The organism is Vibrio injensis (genome assembly GCF_001895205.1).
Classification (GTDB): domain Bacteria; phylum Pseudomonadota; class Gammaproteobacteria; order Enterobacterales; family Vibrionaceae; genus Vibrio; species Vibrio injensis.
Genome location: NZ_BDJF01000006.1, coordinates 118,167 through 135,474, shown reverse-complemented (window position 1 = coordinate 135,474; position 17,308 = coordinate 118,167). Strand labels below are relative to the sequence as shown.

Sequence of the window (17,308 nt, the reverse complement as noted above, 5' to 3'; positions counted from 1 at the left end):
AGCCAGAGCCAGAGCCAGAGCCAGAGCCAGAGCCAGAGCCAGAGCCAGAGCTCAAAAATGATGAGCCGATTGATTTCACCACGTTATCCAGTAAAGCGTACAATGAACAACAATTTACGGATTTGTTGAATGACCCAATGGCTCGTCCAATGGATCTGTTTAATTCGCCGTTAGACGCTAAAACCATCGACAGTGCAGGTATGGACATTGATGCCATGCTGCAGATGGGGGGGGAAGATTGGAATGGCTTTAGTTTAACCGAAGATCAAAAAGCCGTTATTCCTGATGAAATACCGGAAGAAGATCAAGCGATTTGGCAAGAAGAAATTCAAAACCAACAACCCGAAGTTGAAGTGGAGAATTGGGAGAATCAGGAAGATGTAGTTGATTTTTCACCTGAAAAACGAGAGTTCATGACTGTTGATGAGTTAATGGCTCAAGTAGAAAGGGATGAAGGGGCAATCAATCCTGATGATGAAGCTCTTAAGCTGGATGTCGGTTTGGATGAATTTCCTGATGTACTTGGAGATATTACCGATTTTGATGTTGATAATAATGCCGAAGCGGCCGGTAAACTTGATTTAGCGAAAATTTACTTGGAAATGAATGACAGCAAAGGAGCAATTAAGTTACTAGAAGAGGCCATCGTCGATGGTGATGATGAAATTCGTCGTCAGGCCAAACATCTGATTGATAAGATCAATGGTCGGCTTTAACGGTGGATGACTTTCGTCACTTAGGTGTCTTCACGTTGTTTGGTGATAGGTATATACTGCCCGCCCCATTTTCAACGAGAAACAGAACATGAGAATTGCTCTAGGTATTGAGTACGATGGTACTCATTACTTTGGCTGGCAACGGCAACGAGACGTCATTAGCGTACAGGAAAAGCTTGAGCAAGCCCTGTCGATTATCGCGAATCATCCGGTAGAGGTTCAATGTGCTGGACGTACCGATGCCGGAGTTCATGGTACCGGTCAGGTTGTTCACTTTGATACCACAGCTGAACGTAACATGGCTGCATGGACGATGGGCGCTAATGCTAACTTACCGAAAGATATCGCTGTACGTTGGGCTAAAGTCGTTGCCGACGATTTTCATGCTCGCTTTAGTGCAACGGCGCGTCGTTATCGATACGTTATCTATAATCATGCTTATCGTCCGGGGATTTTATCGTCGGGGGTAAGTCATTATCATCCAGAATTAGACGTTCAGCGAATGCAGGTCGCTGGCCAATATTTATTGGGTGAAAATGATTTTACTTCTTTTCGTGCGGTACATTGCCAGTCTCGCAGCCCTTGGCGTAATATTATGCACCTGAATGTTTCTCGCCATGAGCGCTATGTTGTCGTTGATATAAAAGCGAACGCTTTTGTTCATCATATGGTGCGTAATATTGTTGGTAGTCTGATTGAAGTTGGGCGTGGGGAACAAGAGCCACAATGGATCGAGTGGTTATTGGCAGCCAAAGATCGCAAATTAGCTGCCGCAACGGCTAAAGCCGAAGGCTTGTATCTTGTTGCTGTTGATTATCCTGAGCGCTTTGAACTACCTAAAGCACCACTGGGGCCGCTATTTTTAGCAGAGAATTTGAACTAACTGGGTTAAATAGCTTCCAATACTCAGATGCATATTGATAGGGCAGAGAAATAGGTACAACCAGTTTTTTGTCTACAGTTGCGGTTTTGTATGCTTTAATCCCACGCGTTTATGTCTAATTTATATCTTTCGCACTAGCGCGGGAGATGAGAAAGTAAAAAGGTCTTGCATGAGTTGGCTTGAAAAGATTTTAGAGAAAAGCAACATTGTCAGTTCACGTAGAGCGTCTATACCTGAAGGGGTCTGGACTAAATGTACTTCCTGTGAAGAGGTGCTGTACTACGCTGAATTAGAGCGCAATTTAGAGGTTTGTCCTAAATGTAACCATCATATGCGCATGAAAGGGCGTCGTCGTCTAGAGACCTTTTTAGACGAAGATAACCGCGAGGAAATCGCTCAAGAGCTTGAGCCACAAGATAAGCTTAAGTTCAAAGATACTAAGCGTTATAAAGAACGTTTAGCGGCTGCGCAAAAAAGCAGTGGTGAGAAAGACGCACTCATCGTGATGAAGGGCCAGGTGATCGGCGTCCCTGTTGTTGCTTGTGCATTTGAATTCTCCTTTATGGGCGGCTCTATGGGGTCTGTGGTCGGTGCTCGTTTTGTGCGTGCCGTGGACGCGGCAATTGAAAATAATTGCGGCTTAGTCTGCTTTTCCGCCAGTGGCGGAGCGCGTATGCAAGAGGCGTTAATGTCATTGATGCAGATGGCCAAGACCAGTGCGGCACTGCAACGCTTAACCGAGAAAGGTCTGCCTTATATTTCGGTAATGACTGATCCAACGATGGGTGGTGTATCTGCCAGCTTGGCGATGTTAGGTGATATTAATATTGGTGAACCAAAAGCCTTGATTGGTTTTGCTGGACGCCGCGTAATCGAGCAAACTGTACGTGAAGATTTACCTGAAGGTTTCCAGCGCAGTGAGTTTTTGCTTGAACATGGCGCAATAGATATGATCGTTGATCGCCGTGAAATGCGCCAACGTGTGGCAGGCTTGTTAGCTAAAATGACCAATTATGCTTCTCCTCTGGTGGTTTCTGTGAACGCAGCGCCAAACGAAGAAACATATTCTGTACCAGAAGCGGATAAAAAAGGGTAAAGTAACCACTAACAAAGCCAAGCATAACTATGGTTCTACGTTAGATGACTCAATACTCTATTCCTCAAGCCACATCGCCACTTACGGTGTGGCTTGACTATTTATCTCATATCCATACCTCGGCCATTGATCTCGGCTTAGAACGTGTCCAAACGGTTGCCGAGAAAGCGCAGCTCACCAGGCCATCTGCTACCGTCATTACGGTAGCGGGCACGAACGGTAAAGGCTCAACATGCGCCTTAATGGAAAGTATACTTCTCCAAGCTGGCTACTCGGTTGGTGTATACAGTTCCCCTCATCTTATTCGTTACAACGAGCGTGTACGGATTAACGGTCACGAACTGCCGGATTCAAAACACACCGAAGCTTTTTCTTATATAGAAACTCAGCGAGGTAATACCTCATTGAGTCTATTTGAGTTTGGCACATTAGCTGCGCTGCGTCTTTTTCAAACCGAGCAGGTTGAGGTGATTTTACTTGAGGTTGGATTAGGCGGTCGATTAGATGCGACTAATGTTGTCGAGCATGATGTCTCAGTAATAACCAGCTTAGCCATTGATCACGTCGATTGGCTTGGTGATGACATCAATGTGATCGGTTTTGAAAAAGCGGGTATTTTCCGTTCAGAGAAGCCAGCCATTTGCGGACAACCTTTCCCTCCTGCAACGGTGGCAGCTCATGCTGATGATATCGGTGCGAAATTCTATCAAGTCGGTATTCAGTATCATTACCAAACGCTATCGAATGCATCATGGCGGTGGCGCAGTGGTTCATTTGAACTGAGTGATTTACCAATTCCAACATTACCTCTTGCCAATGCCGCCACAGCCTTGATGGCATTAGGCTGCTCTGGTCTCGAGGTGAGTGATATTGATGTGAGCGAAGGATTACGTAAAGCTAATTTGGCCGGACGTATGCAAGTATTGCAGACTCAACCGACGATTTTATTGGATGTGGCCCACAACCCACATTCGGCTCACTATCTTGTCTCGCAATTAGAGCAGCGTTATCCACAGCAAAAAGTGCATATGGTGCTCGGAATGTTGCATGACAAAGACATTAAATCCACTATCGAAGCACTGACTCCAGTCGTGAAGGCTTGGTATCCAGCTTCTCTTTCTGGTCCTCGCGCTGCGAGTTCACAAGAGTTAGTGCATTATCTCACCCCGACTCAACGTGAATATTCATCGCCAGTGGAGGCTTTTGAAGCCGCGCTGACAAGAGCGCATGATGATGATGTCATTGTCGTTGCTGGATCTTTTCATACTGTGGGTGAAGTCCTTGAGCATTGGCAAGGTAAAGGAGAATAGATGGCCAGTAAATTTCAAAGCCGCTTAGTTGGTACGATTATTTTGGTTGCGATTGGCGTTATTGTATTGCCCGATCTGTTGGACGGTAAAAAAATGCACTATCAAGAAGAGGTGGCTAGTATTCCGCTAAGGCCGGAACTCGATAGTGATATTGAACGGTTTGAAATTCTTGACCCCATTGAAGATCAAGTGGCTTTGCCAGATTCTCCGGTTACCGTTACTGAATCAGCCACTGGAGTCTCGACAGGCACCAGTAATCAAACGCTAACGACGACAACGCGCCCCGTGATTGAGAAAAATGAGTATCAAGACAGTGCTTGGATCATTCAATTGATGGCACTGAGAAATGCGGAAAATGCTAAAAATGTCGTCGCTGACTTACAACGACGAGGCTATCAGGCACACACGAAACAAGAAAACGATTTTACTCGTGTGATTATTGGCCCTGATGTTTCAAAAGGTAAGTTAGAAAATCAGTTAGTGGAATTAGAGAAGATAACTGGCGCTAAAGGCCAATTACTCAAATTTAAGCCATTAAATCCTTAAGAAAACGTTTGCGTTGCGCATTTTTCTGTTAAAATGCGCGCCAACTTAGAATGTAAGAACTCATGAACTGGTTAGATATTGTCATTTTAAGTGTGATCGGTCTGTCTGCGCTGATCAGCTTAGTTCGTGGCTTTGCGAAAGAAGCGTTGTCATTGGTTATTTGGTTTGCCGCGTTTTATATCGCGTCAGAATACTACGCAAAGTTAGCCGTGTACTTTAGTAACATCAAAGATGAGATGTTTCGTAATGGTTCGGCAATTGCGGTGCTATTTATAGCCACCTTGATTGTTGGAGCGATTGTTAACTACGTGATTTCACAGTTAGTTGATAAGACAGGGTTATCAGGAACCGATAGGATTCTCGGTGTGGTTTTTGGTGCATTACGAGGTATTTTGATTGTCGCAGCCGCTTTATTTTTTATGGATGCGTTTACCGCATCACCAAACGCAGAGTGGTGGAAGGGCTCGCAACTGGTGCCAGAATTCAGTCGCCTGATTGCTCCTTTCTTTGAACACTTACAAGCAACATCCAGTTTTCTTTCTGGCGCTCACTAGGCGCCAGTTATTGTTGAAAGTCGAGGGTTAAGACATGTGTGGTATTGTTGGAATCGTGGGTACAACGCTGGTGAACCAGTCAATTTATGACGCGTTAACGGTATTACAGCATCGTGGCCAAGATGCCGCGGGTATTTGTACCATAGAAAGCAATCGTTTTCGTTTGAGAAAGGCAAACGGTTTAGTTAAAGATGTCTTTGAAGCTAAACATATGCAACGCTTGCAAGGAACGGTTGGGATCGGCCATGTGCGTTACCCAACAGCAGGCAGTTCGAGTGCATCGGAAGCACAGCCTTTTTATGTCAATTCGCCTTTTGGTATCACGCTGGCCCATAACGGTAATTTGACCAATGCGACAGAGGTGCGCCAAAAGCTGTTTGAAAAAGATCGCCGCCACATCAACACAACCTCAGATTCAGAAGTGTTACTGAATGTCCTTGCCCATGAAATAGACTCTGTTGAAAGTGAAGTCACACCGGAAGAAGTCTTTCGTGCCGTTGCCAATGTTCACCTTACAATACGTGGTGCCTATGCGGTTGCCGCAATGATCATTGGTCATGGTATGGTGGCTTTTCGTGACCCGAATGGAATTCGTCCGCTTTGTTTGGGGAAACGTATCGTGGGTGATAGAACAGAATATATGGTCGCTTCTGAATCGGTTGCTTTAGACGCCGTTGGCTTTAGTTTTATGCGTGATATTGCTCCTGGTGAAGCGATTTACGCGACTTTTGATGGCCAACTTTTTACTCAGCAGTGCGCTCAAAATCCGGTGCTTAATCCGTGTATTTTTGAATACGTTTACTTTGCCCGTCCAGACTCTTTTATCGACAAAATCTCCGTCTACAGCGCACGAGTCGAAATGGGCAAAAAATTAGGCGAGCGAATCAAAGAAAGTTTTAGTGATTTGGAGATTGATGTAGTGATCCCTATTCCTGAAACGTCTTGTGATATTGCACTACAAATTGCTCAAGCGATTGATATTCCCTATCGACAAGGATTTGTGAAAAACCGCTATGTAGGGCGAACTTTCATTATGCCTGGCCAGCAGCAGCGTAAGAAATCGGTACGCCGTAAGCTGAACGCGATTCGCTCCGAATTTAAAGATAAAAATGTATTATTGGTTGATGATTCGATTGTTCGCGGTACGACTTCGGAACAGATCATTGAAATGGCTCGTGACTCTGGTGCTAAGAAAGTCTACCTAGTGTCGGCGGCACCAGAAATTCGTTTCCCTAATGTTTACGGCATTGACATGCCAAGTGCCAATGAGCTGATTGCCCATGGTCGTGATAACGAAGCTATCTGTAAACAAATTGGTGCTGACGGTTTAATTTTCCAAACACTCCCCGATTTGATTGAAGCGGTACGTCTCGGTAATCCTGATATTGCTAAATTTGAAACGTCAGTATTTAACGGTGAATATGTGACGGGCGATATTGATCAGCAGTACCTTGATTTTCTGGAATCGATGCGCGGAGATGATGCAAAAACGTTAGCGGAAATTCAGCAAGATTTAGCAAACTTAGAGCTGCACAACGAAGGTGCTTAAACAACACCTTCATTGAGGGATGTGATACCAGCAATACAAGAAGAGCGCCTTAATTAGGGCGCTCTTTTTATCTAAGCAAAACTCGTATTACTAGAGCACCATCGCCGCTAACCAACCGAAGGCAATGAGGGGCAGGTTATAGTGAATAAAGGTCGGCACGACCGTCTCCCAAATATGCTCGTGCTGCCCATCGGCATTAAGACCAGAGGTTGGGCCTAAGGTTGAATCTGAGGCTGGAGAGCCCGCATCACCTAATGCTGCGGCTGTACCGACTAAAGCGATAGTCGCCATGGGTGAAAAACCAAAAGCCAAACAGAGTGGCACATAAATCGTAGCAATAATTGGAATAGTAGAGAAAGAAGATCCAATGCCCATGGTGACAAGGAGACCCACGACCAACATCAACAGAGCCGCGAGTGGTTTATTATCACCAATACTGGTTGATAGGGCGGTAACCAATGACTCGACACCACCAGTAGCTTTCATCACAGCGGCAAAACCAGCAGCAGAGATCATGATAAAGCCAATCATCGCCATCATATGAACCCCTTTAGTAAATACATCATGGGTTTCTTTCCAAGCAATTACGCCACCAAAGGTAAAAATCATAAAGCCAGCTAAAGCCCCGATGATCATTGACCCAGTAGCGAGTTGCACCGCCAATGCCGCCACAATACCCAGTGTTGCAGTAAGTAAGTGTTTACGATTGATATGACTGCTTTCTTGGTGCTGAATGGTGGTTAGTTCGGTTTCTTGGTACTCACGTGGTTTACGGTAAGTAAAAAAAACCGCAATCAATAAACCGACTAGCATACCAAGGCCGGGGAGTAACATTGCCATAGGTACTTGACTGGCGGTTACGTTTTGTAGGCCATTATCATGCAGATTTTTGAGTAAGATATTGTTGAGGAAAATCCCCCCAAAACCGACTGGTAGGATCATGTATGGAGTGATTAAACCAAAAGTTAGCACACAGGCTATCATTCGGCGGTCGATCTTGAGACGAGCAAATACCGCCAATAAGGGCGGGATCAGGATCGGAATAAAGGCGATGTGCACCGGGATCACGTTTTGCGACGACATCGCCATCAGCAACAAGGCTACGAGCACGGCGTATTTTAATCCCGTCGTTGCCGCATGATTTTGTTTACCATGGAGACGCTTGATCACGCTTTGAGCGAGGACATCGGTAATACCGGAACGAGAAATTGCCACCGCGAAAGTGCCTAACATGGCATAGCTCAGAGCAATCGTCGCACCGCCACCTAAACCACTTTCAAACGCAGCGACAGATTCATTTAAACTCATACCGGCAACAAGGCCACCAACCATCGCGCTGAAGGTGAGAGCGACGACCACATTTATGCGCATCAAAGCTAGAATCAGCATGACGCAGACAGATATAACAACAGGGTTCATAAATATCTCAATTAATCAGTTGTGTTTGTTTGGGGAGCTAACGGCCAGCCTCCCAGTGCTTTCCATTTATTAATGATCCCGCAAAATAGTTCTGCGGTTTGTTGAGTATCGTAAAGTGCGGAATGAGCTTCACGATTATCAAATTCCATCCCTGCGGCTTTGCAAGCCTTAGCTAACACAGTTTGTCCATAAGCTAACCCACTGAGCGCGGCAGTATCGAAGGTCGCGAAGGGGTGAAAAGGGACTCGTTTTAATTTGCAACGTTCATTTGCTGCCATGACAAACCCGTGATCAAATGATGCGTTATGAGCAACGATGATCGCTCGGCTACAGTCTGCCGCTTTTTGTTCTTTACGCACCTGTTTATAAATTTCTTTTAGGGCATATTCTTCGGTGACCGCGCCTCGTAAGGCACTAAAGGGATCGTAAATGCCATTGAATTCTAAGGCAGCTTTTTCAATATTGGCTCCCTCAAATGGCTCAATATGAAAGTGAAGAGTTGAAGCAGGATGCAAATCTCCTTGTTCATCCATGCGTAAGGTAATGGCACAGATCTCAAGTAGAGCATCGGTTTGTGGATTAAATCCAGCGGTTTCAACATCAATAACTACTGGGAAATAGCCTCTAAAGCGTTTATTTAACGCAAATGCTTCATTAATAACAGTCATGTGAACCTAAATTAAGTGACAAGGACAACATTATTACAGATTATCCACTTTAGAAAAACCAAATCGCAGTAATAAAATCATCAAAAGCTCTTTGTTGTGGCGAGTTTTTTGCATGCTTAAAGGTCATTTCAGGCAGATCGTGTGATTTGCCTTTGTTGCGGCAAGTTATCGCCTTATTAGTGGTAAGAGACAAATTATGAATAAATGGCTAATGACCGGTATTTATGTAGCAGGCTGTTTTGTCACTGTGAATGCCCTCGCTTCTGGTAAGCAATACGTTGCTTCGCCACAACAGTCCACTTGGCAAATGCTGGTCAATACACCATTGGAGTGCAAACTAGTACATCCAATTCCTAATTACGGTGATGCTGTTTTCACTTCTCATGCCAGCAAACAAATTAACCTCGATTTTGAACTAAAAATGCGTAGACCGATGGGCGAGACTCGTAACGTAAGCTTAGTCTCTATGCCGCCGAGGTGGCGTCCGGGCGAGCGTGCTGATCGCATCTCTAATATCCAGTTTTTTAAACAGTTTGATGGTTATATTGGTGGTCAAACGGCTTGGGCACTCTTGAGTGAATTAGAACAAGGCCGTTATCCAACCTTTAGTTATCAAGATTGGCAAAGCCGTGATCAACGCATTGAAGTGATGCTCTCATCGGTACTTTTTCAGCCTCAGTACAACGTGTTTAGTGATTGTGTTGCTAATCTCTTACCATACAGCTTTGAAGATATTGCGTTCACTATTTTGCATTATGATCGAGGAAATAGCGTCGAGCTTAATAAAGCATCGCAGAAGCGTTTAGCACAAATTGCGGATTATATTCGATATAATCAAGATATTGATTTGGTGTTAGTCGCGACTTATACCGATACCAGTGAAGGTCGCAATGAAAGTCAAAGTTTATCAGAGCGTCGAGCAGAATCGTTACAGCGTTATTTCCGTACTTTAGGCTTGCCAGAGGATCGTATTCAAGTTCAAGGTTATGGGCAACGTCGCCCTATCGCTGATAATGCATCGCCGATTGGACGGGATAAAAACCGTCGAGTGGTGATTTCGTTAGGACGAACTCAGGTTTGATGCAGCGTGGATAGAAGTACTCAGACCGTCGTATCTCATCCCCTCAGAGACAACAAAACCGCTCACTAGAGCGGTTTTGTATATCGCTTTAAACGTTAAGCTGATTAGCCTTCAAGCCCAGCACTGGCTTGTTTGTTTTGAATCAGTTCAACCATATAACCATCAGGATCTTTAATAAAGGCGATATGTGTACTACCACCTTTAACAGGACCGGGTTCACGAGTCACATTACCGCCTGCTGCTTTGATCGTGTCACAAGTGGTATAGATATCATCGACACCAATCGCAATGTGTCCATAAGCATTGCCCATTTCGTAGTCAGCGACACCCCAGTTATAGGTGAGCTCGATGACCGCACCTTCAGATTCATCGCCATAACCTAAAAAGGCAAGGGTATATTTGTATTCGGTGTTTTCATTTTTACGTAGTAGTTTCATGCCCATTACTTGGGTATAAAATTCGATAGAACGATCTAAATCTCCAACACGTAGCATGGTATGAAGAATACGACTATTTGACATAATGACTCCTAGCTTTCTGGGTAGACTTTCTCTTTGTATTCGCACAAGTCTTCAATAATGCAACTCCCACAACAATAATGCAACTCCCACAACGGGGTTTGCGTGCGATACAAGTATAACGACCATGAAGGATTAACCAATGATGAACATCGACTTTGAATGCTTTTGGGACGACTTTAAGCAGTTTTTGCTCGACTTCATCGACATTCTTACCGATAGCAAACTTAGTCCGATTTGAGACGCGGAAAATATGCGTATCGACGGCAATGGTCGGCCAGCCAAAAGCGGTATTGAGAACCACGTTGGCCGTTTTTCGACCCACACCGGGCAGTGACTCTAAAGCGGCCCGATCTTCGGGAATTTCACCACCGTACTGATCAAGTAGAATTCGGCAGGTCTTAATCACATTCTCGGCTTTAGAATTGAATAATCCAATGGTTTTTATGTATTGCTTCACGCCATCGACACCTAAATCCCACATGGCTTGCGGAGTATTGGCAACGGCGTAAAGTTTATCAGTGGCTTTATTGACGCTCACATCGGTGGCTTGAGCCGATAGTAAAACTGCAATCAGCAGCTCAAATGGCGTATTCCAGTTGAGTTCAGTTTGTGGATTAGGGTTGTTAGCTCTTAACCGCTCAAGGATCGCTAACCGTTTCGCGTTATTCATAATCAAATACCCAGTCAATCGAGTTATACATTGGTGACGCGCGCACGCTCAATGGCCTGTTTTTCAGGTTTAGGTTGACGCTGAGCGAGTTGCTTATCAATCACGTTTTTGGCGGCAATCAGAAAACCGACACCAATGAAAGCGCCTGGCGGTAGCAGGGCAAGTAGGAAACTATTGTCTAAATGCAGAAGATCGATACGCAGCATTGATGCCCAATCTCCCAGTAGTAAATCTGCACCGTCGAATAAAGTACCGTTACCCAAGATTTCACGCAGAGCACCTAAAACGACCAGCACAGCAGTCATACCTAATCCCATCCAGAAGCCATCTTGAGCGGCAGGAAGCACTTGGTTTTTTGAGGCGAATGCTTCGGCGCGACCGATAATGATGCAATTGGTGACAATTAAGGGAATAAAGATGCCTAAAGAGAGGTAAAGTCCGTAAGCATAGGCTTTCATCAGTAATTGCACACAAGTCACCAAAGCGGCAATGATCATCACAAAAATTGGGATCCGTACTTCTTTAGGAACATAATCACGGACTAAGGAGACGGTCACATTCGAGCCGACCAATACTAATAAGGTCGCCAGACCTAAACCAAGCGCGTTAGTTACAGTGGATGAGACGGCTAATAGCGGGCACAGACCTAGCAACTGTACTAAAGCAGGGTTGTTATCCCATAAGCCGTTTTTGATCAGTGTCTTGTGGTCACTCATCTATTGCCCCCTACAGTTTAAAGGTTGATTGACGATCTGTTCACGGTGTGAATTGACGTACTGGACGGTTTGTTTTACTGCTTTTACGACGGCTCTCGGTGTAATGGTCGCTCCGGTAAATTGATCAAATTGGCCACCATCTTTGCGTACTTGCCACTGTTTTTGATTGTCATCACTGACTTGACGGCCAGTAAAACTGAGTATCCAATCGCTGATCCGTAAATCAATTTTATCGCCAAGGCCGGGTGTTTCTTGATGAGATAAAACACGTGTACCGAGTATATTTCCTTGTTGATCAATACCAACAATGATTTTGATAGCGCCACTATAACCGTCCGGCGCAATTGCTTCGATAGCCAATGCGGTGTGCTCTCCATTCAGAGTAGCCAGATAAACAGGCATGGCTTGTGAGCTGCCGAGTAAGGGATCGCTTACCAGTGTGCATGAGGCTGACAGTTGATTATCATGCCAATCAGGTGGAATAACCTGATTTAAAACCGATAATAATTGTGCGGTTTCTTGTGCTTTGATTTGGCTGGCGGTCAAATATTGGGTTAACGCGACAATGCCAGTAGCAGCGCAAGCAAAGATAGCCAAAATTAGCCCATTTTTACGGATAGCAGTAAACATAGTGCTCCTTAATGCCCGTAAGTACGAGGTTTAGTGTAGTAATCGATCAAAGGTACACACATATTGGCGAGTAATACCGCAAAGGCGACACCGTCAGGAAAGCCTCCCCAGCTACGGATCATCACTACCAAGCTACCAATAAATAGGCCATAGATAATCCGACCTTTATTGGTGGTGGAAGCGGTAACGGGGTCGGTCGCAATAAAAAATGCCCCAAGCATCGTCGCCCCAGAAAGCAAATGGATAATCGGCGAAGCGGTCGTTCCCGGAGCTAGCAGCATCAACAGAAAACTAGAGGCGATCATTCCAGAGAGAAAAGCAACCGGAATATGCCAATTAATCACCCGTAACTTAATCAGTAACAAACCACCAGCCAGATAAGCGAGATTCACCCAATCCCAACCTATTCCGGCCAATCCATCGAATGGTGGTAAAGAAAGCGCTTGTGATAGGCTATTGCCAGCATGCAAAGCAGTTTTTAAGGCGTCCAATGGGGTCGCCATGGTCATGCCATCAATCCCTGTGCGGATCTGTTGTAGTGATAACCCATCTTGATTAAACCCAGTAAAAATCAGCGATAGCGAATCAACAAACGACACGGATTCTGGGGCTAATTGATGAGGAGCAAGCCAACTGGTCATTTGCACTGGAAACGAAATCAGCAGCACCACATAAGCGACCATAGCAGGATTAAAGGGGTTTTGTCCTAAGCCACCATATAACTGTTTAGCGACTATGATGGCAAAGATGATCCCTATGGTGATTACCCACCATGGTGATAAGGGGGGAATCGCAACGGCCAATAACCATGCACTGACTAGGGCACTGTAATCGCGGAGAGCTAAGCGTGGTGAACGCTTCCTCAGCTTCATTACGACTGCTTCCAAAATTAACGCAAGGATGATAGCGAAACCGAGTTGAATTAATGTGCCCCAACCAAAAAAATAGCTTTGTGCAACCAATCCGGGCAGGGCACAAATCGCGACCCATTTCATCAACTCAGCGGTGCTGCGCTTGCTATGCGCGTGTGGCGAACTAGCAATAAAAAAGGCCACTATTTTTTCTCCTCAGCGTTATTGGCTTGGTGATTGGTTTGCAGAGCAGCTTTACGTGCTTTAGCACGAGCAATGGCTGCGGCGACGGCATCTTTTTTGTCATCACTGGGCGCAGAGGCTGCCGGCTTAGGCGCAGGGCTGGTTGCTGGAGACGAGTCATCAGCAGAGGTCTCTTGCAGCGCGGCTTTGCGGGCTTTAGCACGAGCGATGGCTGCGGCGACGGCATCTTTTTTGTCATCATTGGGCGCAGAGGCTGTCGGTTTAGGCGCAGGGCTGGTTGCTGGAGAAGAGTCATCAGCAGAGGCCTCTTGCAGCGCGGCTTTACGTGCTTTAGCGCGGGCAATGGCTGCGGCGACGGCGTCTTTTTTATCATCATTGGTCGTAGAGGCCGCAGGCGCAGACGTTGGAGTCGAGGCTGAAGAGCCTTCTTCGACTGGCGATTCTACGGATTGTCTCGCTTCAGCTTGTTTGGCTTTCGCGCGGGCAATGGCAGCAGCAACCGCTGGTTTCACCGCTTTCTCATTACTATCCTCTTGCTGCTTTTGCGCTTTGACTCTCGCAATGGCTGCGGCGATCGCATCATCACTGCCACTATTTTGCATCTCTTTGCGGCGATCTTCGGCAGCTTGTTTAAAGCGCTGTTCTCGTTCGGCTTTATCTCGCTCCATGCGGGCTTTTTTCTCTTCAAAGCGCAGCTTCGCACGCTCAGCCGCTTCTGCTTCGCGTTTACGAGTGCGAATTTCCGCTTTCGCTTGACGATAATACTGGACTAAAGGAATTTCGCTTGGGCATACATAAGCGCAAGCGCCACATTCAATGCAATCTTTGAGATTCAGCTCTTCGCATTTATCATATTCTTCAGCTTTGGCGTGCCATTGCAATTGCTGCGGGAGTAGCGACGCAGGACAGGCGTCGGCACATAAACCGCAGCGAATACAGGCCATTTCTACTTGCTGAGCACGGATTTCTTTATTCGTCGGTGCTAAGATGCAGTTGCTGGTTTTAGTAATCGGTACCTGAGCATGAGGTAGGGTAAAGCCCATCATTGGACCCCCCATGATCAAACGCGGTAATTTTTTATCGGCTTGGTAAGCAAATTTCTCTAGCAGGTGCGCAACTGGCGTGCCAAGCAGTGTCCAGACATTGGTTGGTTGCTTAAAGGTATTCCCGGTTAATGTGACCACACGTTGAATCAAGGGTTCGCCATCGATGACCGCACGTTTAATCGCATGTATTGAGCCGATATTTTGCATCATCAGACCAATATCCGCAGGAATACCATTATTGGGCACTTCAAGGTTGGTCAGAATTTTGATCAACTGTTTTTCACCGCCAGAAGGGTATTTCGTCGGGATCACTCTAATCAGCAAATCTTTTTCTTTTGCCGCTTGCTCTAATGCTTGGATGGCTTCAGGTTTGTTATCTTCAATGCCGATAATCGTCAGCTTAGGGCGCAATATATGCTCGACAATACTGATCCCTTGAATGATCTCGTCGGCATGAAAGCGCATCAGTGCATCATCGGCAGTAATGTAAGGCTCACATTCAGCCGCATTAATGATCAATATTTCAGTGCGTGATAGCCCGGTTTGAATCTTCTTGGCGGTCGGAAATCCCGCACCGCCCATTCCTGAAATGCCGGCGTTGCGGATGATTTCAATCAGTTGTTCGGCTGAATACTGAGTAAAATCGGTGATTGACTGGCGTTCTATCCATGATTCTTGACCATCAGGACGTAGCACAATGCACATTTCTGGTAATCCAGAAGGATGAGCCGTTGTGCGTGGTTCTATTGCGATGATGTCACCAGAGGTCGGCGCATGTATTGGCAGCATAAACGTTGTCGTATATTTGGTGAGCGCTTGACCTTTGAGCACCCGCTGCCCGACCTCAACCAGTAGATCGCCCGCTTTACCTATGTGCTGCTTTATTGGCAGAACAAGTTCATGAGCAATCGGAGTATGAGCGATAGCGGTTTGTGTGGATTGCTGCTTATTTTCAGGTGGATGAATACCACCGGGGAAATCCCAAAGACGACCAGCTTGGATTTGTTCAATTAATGACAACATACCTATCCTTAATGCGCACTTTTTTGCGAATTAGACGCAGGTTCAACGATATTCACGACTGGGATAGCATTCATTTGCCATTTCCATGTTTCCGGAGTGGTCTCTAATGGGATCATTTCGATACAGTCGGTTGGACAAGGAGCAACACATAAATCACAACCAGTACACTCGTCTTTTATTACGGTATGTAAGGCTTTGGTGCCTCCGACGATAGCATCGACAGGGCAAGCTTGAATGCATTTGGTACAACCAATGCACATATCTTCGTGAATAAAAGCGACAGTTTTCACTTTATTATCGAGATCATGAGCCGATTCTTGGACTTCAACACCCATTAAATCAGCTAACTTTTCAATCGTCGCTTGGCCACCCGGTGGGCATTTATTAATCGTATCACCATTGGCGATCGCTTCAGCATAAGGTCGACAGCCCGGATAGCCACACTGACCACATTGCGTTTGCGGTAAAATGGCATCGATTTGATCAACTATCGGATCGCCTTCGACTTTGAAGCGAACAGATGCGAACCCTAAAATAGCCCCAAATACGGCAGCCAGTGCTGCCAGCGCAAGAATGGCGATCAGTAATGTACTCATTATTTCACCAAACCGGTAAAGCCCATAAAGGCTAAAGACATTAAACCTGCGGTGATCATCGCGATTGAGGCACCTTTAAACGGTGCGGGAACATCGGCGACCTGAATGCGTTCACGCATCGCCGCAAAAAGAATTAACACCAAAGAAAAGCCAACCGCCGCGCCAAAACCATAAATAATCGATTGGATAAAGTTATGGTTTTCATTGATATTGAGTAGTGCTACGCCAAGCACTGCGCAGTTGGTGGTGATCAAGGGTAAGAAAATACCCAATAAACGGTATAAAGTCGGGCTGGTTTTATGAACGACCATCTCCGTAAATTGCACCACCACCGCAATCACCAGAATAAAACTCATGGTGCGTAGATACTCAATACCAAGTGGAGCGAGAATGTAACTTTCGACAAGATAGGCACATACAGAGGCAAGGGTAAGGACGAACGTCGTCGCTAACCCCATACCAATCGCAGTTTCGAGTTTTTTCGACACGCCCATAAAAGGGCATAAGCCTAAGAATTTTACCAGTACAAAGTTGTTAACCAGAACAGTGCCGATTAACAGCAAAAAATAGTCGGTCATAGTGATCGTTGTCTTAAATTCCGAGCTGGGCATTATCCTGCTTTGCGCAGTCAATAACAACCGAGTAAAACAAAGGTTTTAGTGTGTTGACTAAAAAGTATACGCAATAATGGCGGTTAGAGAGTAAATCCTTTGACTAGCAAACTGATGCGAAAAGGAATTTGCACCATTAAGCTAAGATTGTGCTGAACTTTATCGATTGGGCTCGGTCATATTCGCCATAGGTTTTAGTTTGTCGATTTACGTTACTCAGGATTGTTGATTGGATTATTTACGTCGCCCTCGTTACCGATTATTCGCCTTACTGTTGATCAGTTGGGTGATGGCGCTGTGTCTGGCGAAAAATAGCGGTGTGTTGAGTTTTTGCCCTGAGGCGTCCTCGGTGTTCGCTGATCTGGTGTCGGTAGACAAGGATAACTTGAGTGAGCCCTGCCATTTAACAGAAAAACTGCTGAGTCATCATTTACAACAATTAGTGGAGCTATTTAGTCCATTATTGTGGTTAACGGTTGCGATCATTATCAGTCAACTTCTGATGAGTCGCTTACCTTTTACCATTTTTCGCGAGCCGAGAGTTCCCAAGCGGCGACCCCATCTTCAACTGTGTGTTTTCCATGAATAAAACCAGCATGTATTGGCATTAAAGCTACA

At 45.6% G+C, this 17,308-nt stretch carries 18 protein-coding genes and 1 pseudogene; 9 read left to right on the top strand and 10 right to left on the bottom strand.

What is annotated here, in order from left to right; all coding sequences use genetic code 11:
* From BSR11_RS00780 to purF, 7 genes are all read left to right on the top strand, one after another.
* Positions 1-716 (top strand): FimV C-terminal domain-containing protein (locus tag BSR11_RS00780; RefSeq protein ID WP_305848789.1); only part of this gene is annotated, 716 nt, incomplete at its 5' end.
* Between the two features lie 88 nt (positions 717-804).
* The gene (gene truA / locus BSR11_RS00775; protein WP_072668610.1) at positions 805-1,599 is read left to right on the top strand and encodes a tRNA pseudouridine(38-40) synthase TruA; all 795 of its coding nucleotides are present in this window, start codon (positions 805-807) and stop codon (positions 1,597-1,599) included.
* A 169-nt stretch (positions 1,600-1,768) separates the two neighbouring features.
* The gene (gene accD / locus BSR11_RS00770; protein ID WP_072668609.1) at positions 1,769-2,695 is read left to right on the top strand and encodes an acetyl-CoA carboxylase, carboxyltransferase subunit beta; all 927 of its coding nucleotides are present in this window, start codon (positions 1,769-1,771) and stop codon (positions 2,693-2,695) included.
* A gap of 44 nt (positions 2,696-2,739) precedes the next feature.
* Positions 2,740-4,005 carry a bifunctional tetrahydrofolate synthase/dihydrofolate synthase gene (gene folC / locus BSR11_RS00765; RefSeq protein ID WP_072668608.1) on the top strand — a complete coding sequence of 422 codons (1,266 nt, stop codon included), beginning with the start codon at positions 2,740-2,742 and terminating at the stop codon, positions 4,003-4,005.
* On the top strand, positions 4,006-4,551 hold the full coding sequence (locus BSR11_RS00760) for an SPOR domain-containing protein (RefSeq protein WP_072668607.1): 546 nt from the start codon (positions 4,006-4,008) through the stop codon (positions 4,549-4,551). It abuts the gene before it with no gap.
* Positions 4,552-4,613: 62 nt separating this feature from the next.
* Entirely contained in the window at positions 4,614-5,105 is a 492-nt protein-coding gene (locus BSR11_RS00755; protein ID WP_072668606.1) for a CvpA family protein, read from the top strand.
* 34 nt (positions 5,106-5,139) lie between these two features.
* Positions 5,140-6,654 carry an amidophosphoribosyltransferase gene (purF, locus tag BSR11_RS00750; RefSeq protein WP_072668605.1) on the top strand — a complete coding sequence of 505 codons (1,515 nt, stop codon included), beginning with the start codon at positions 5,140-5,142 and terminating at the stop codon, positions 6,652-6,654.
* 90 nt (positions 6,655-6,744) lie between these two features.
* Here the strand turns inward: purF and BSR11_RS00745 are convergent, their stop codons facing one another.
* Both BSR11_RS00745 and rnt read right to left on the bottom strand, forming a co-directional pair.
* Complete coding sequence (locus BSR11_RS00745) at positions 6,745-8,073, bottom strand: Na+/H+ antiporter family protein (protein ID WP_072668604.1); 1,329 nt, start codon at positions 8,071-8,073, stop codon at positions 6,745-6,747.
* 11 nt (positions 8,074-8,084) lie between these two features.
* Positions 8,085-8,741, bottom strand: coding sequence for a ribonuclease T (gene rnt, locus BSR11_RS00740; protein WP_072668603.1), 657 nt, complete (start codon positions 8,739-8,741; stop codon positions 8,085-8,087).
* Between the two features lie 196 nt (positions 8,742-8,937).
* Here rnt and motY point away from each other — a divergent pair, with 196 nt between their 5' ends.
* Positions 8,938-9,822: a flagellar protein MotY gene (gene motY, locus BSR11_RS00735; protein WP_072668602.1), complete on the top strand. Its 885-nt coding sequence runs from the start codon at positions 8,938-8,940 to the stop codon at positions 9,820-9,822.
* Positions 9,823-9,926: 104 nt separating this feature from the next.
* Here the strand turns inward: motY and gloA are convergent, their stop codons facing one another.
* The 8 genes and pseudogenes from gloA to rsxA form a co-directional block, all read right to left on the bottom strand.
* The gene (gloA, locus tag BSR11_RS00730; RefSeq protein ID WP_072668601.1) at positions 9,927-10,343 is read right to left on the bottom strand and encodes a lactoylglutathione lyase; all 417 of its coding nucleotides are present in this window, start codon (positions 10,341-10,343) and stop codon (positions 9,927-9,929) included.
* 8 nt (positions 10,344-10,351) lie between these two features.
* Positions 10,352-11,013: pseudogene (gene nth / locus BSR11_RS00725) on the bottom strand (endonuclease III).
* Between the two features lie 23 nt (positions 11,014-11,036).
* Positions 11,037-11,729, bottom strand: coding sequence for an electron transport complex subunit E (locus BSR11_RS00720; RefSeq protein WP_072668600.1), 693 nt, complete (start codon positions 11,727-11,729; stop codon positions 11,037-11,039).
* On the bottom strand, positions 11,730-12,359 hold the full coding sequence (rsxG, locus tag BSR11_RS00715; protein WP_072668599.1) for an electron transport complex subunit RsxG: 630 nt from the start codon (positions 12,357-12,359) through the stop codon (positions 11,730-11,732).
* An 8-nt stretch (positions 12,360-12,367) separates the two neighbouring features.
* On the bottom strand, positions 12,368-13,414 hold the full coding sequence (gene rsxD / locus BSR11_RS00710) for an electron transport complex subunit RsxD (RefSeq protein ID WP_072668598.1): 1,047 nt from the start codon (positions 13,412-13,414) through the stop codon (positions 12,368-12,370).
* Positions 13,414-15,483 (bottom strand): electron transport complex subunit RsxC, encoded by a 2,070-nt coding sequence (gene rsxC / locus BSR11_RS00705; RefSeq protein WP_072668597.1) that lies wholly within the window; start codon positions 15,481-15,483, stop codon positions 13,414-13,416. The genes rsxD and rsxC overlap by 1 nt, the downstream gene beginning before the upstream one ends.
* 8 nt (positions 15,484-15,491) lie before the next feature.
* A complete protein-coding gene (gene rsxB / locus BSR11_RS00700) occupies positions 15,492-16,079 on the bottom strand; it encodes an electron transport complex subunit RsxB (RefSeq protein ID WP_004395668.1) in 588 nt (195 codons plus the stop codon).
* Positions 16,079-16,657, bottom strand: a complete 579-nt coding sequence (rsxA, locus tag BSR11_RS00695; RefSeq protein WP_004395667.1) for an electron transport complex subunit RsxA — start codon at positions 16,655-16,657, stop codon at positions 16,079-16,081. Before rsxA ends, rsxB begins: the two co-directional genes overlap by 1 nt.
* Positions 16,658-16,919: 262 nt before the next feature.
* Here rsxA and BSR11_RS00690 point away from each other — a divergent pair, with 262 nt between their 5' ends.
* Positions 16,920-17,279: a hypothetical protein gene (locus BSR11_RS00690; RefSeq protein WP_072668596.1), complete on the top strand. Its 360-nt coding sequence runs from the start codon at positions 16,920-16,922 to the stop codon at positions 17,277-17,279.
* The last annotated feature ends 29 nt before the right edge of the window (positions 17,280-17,308 follow it).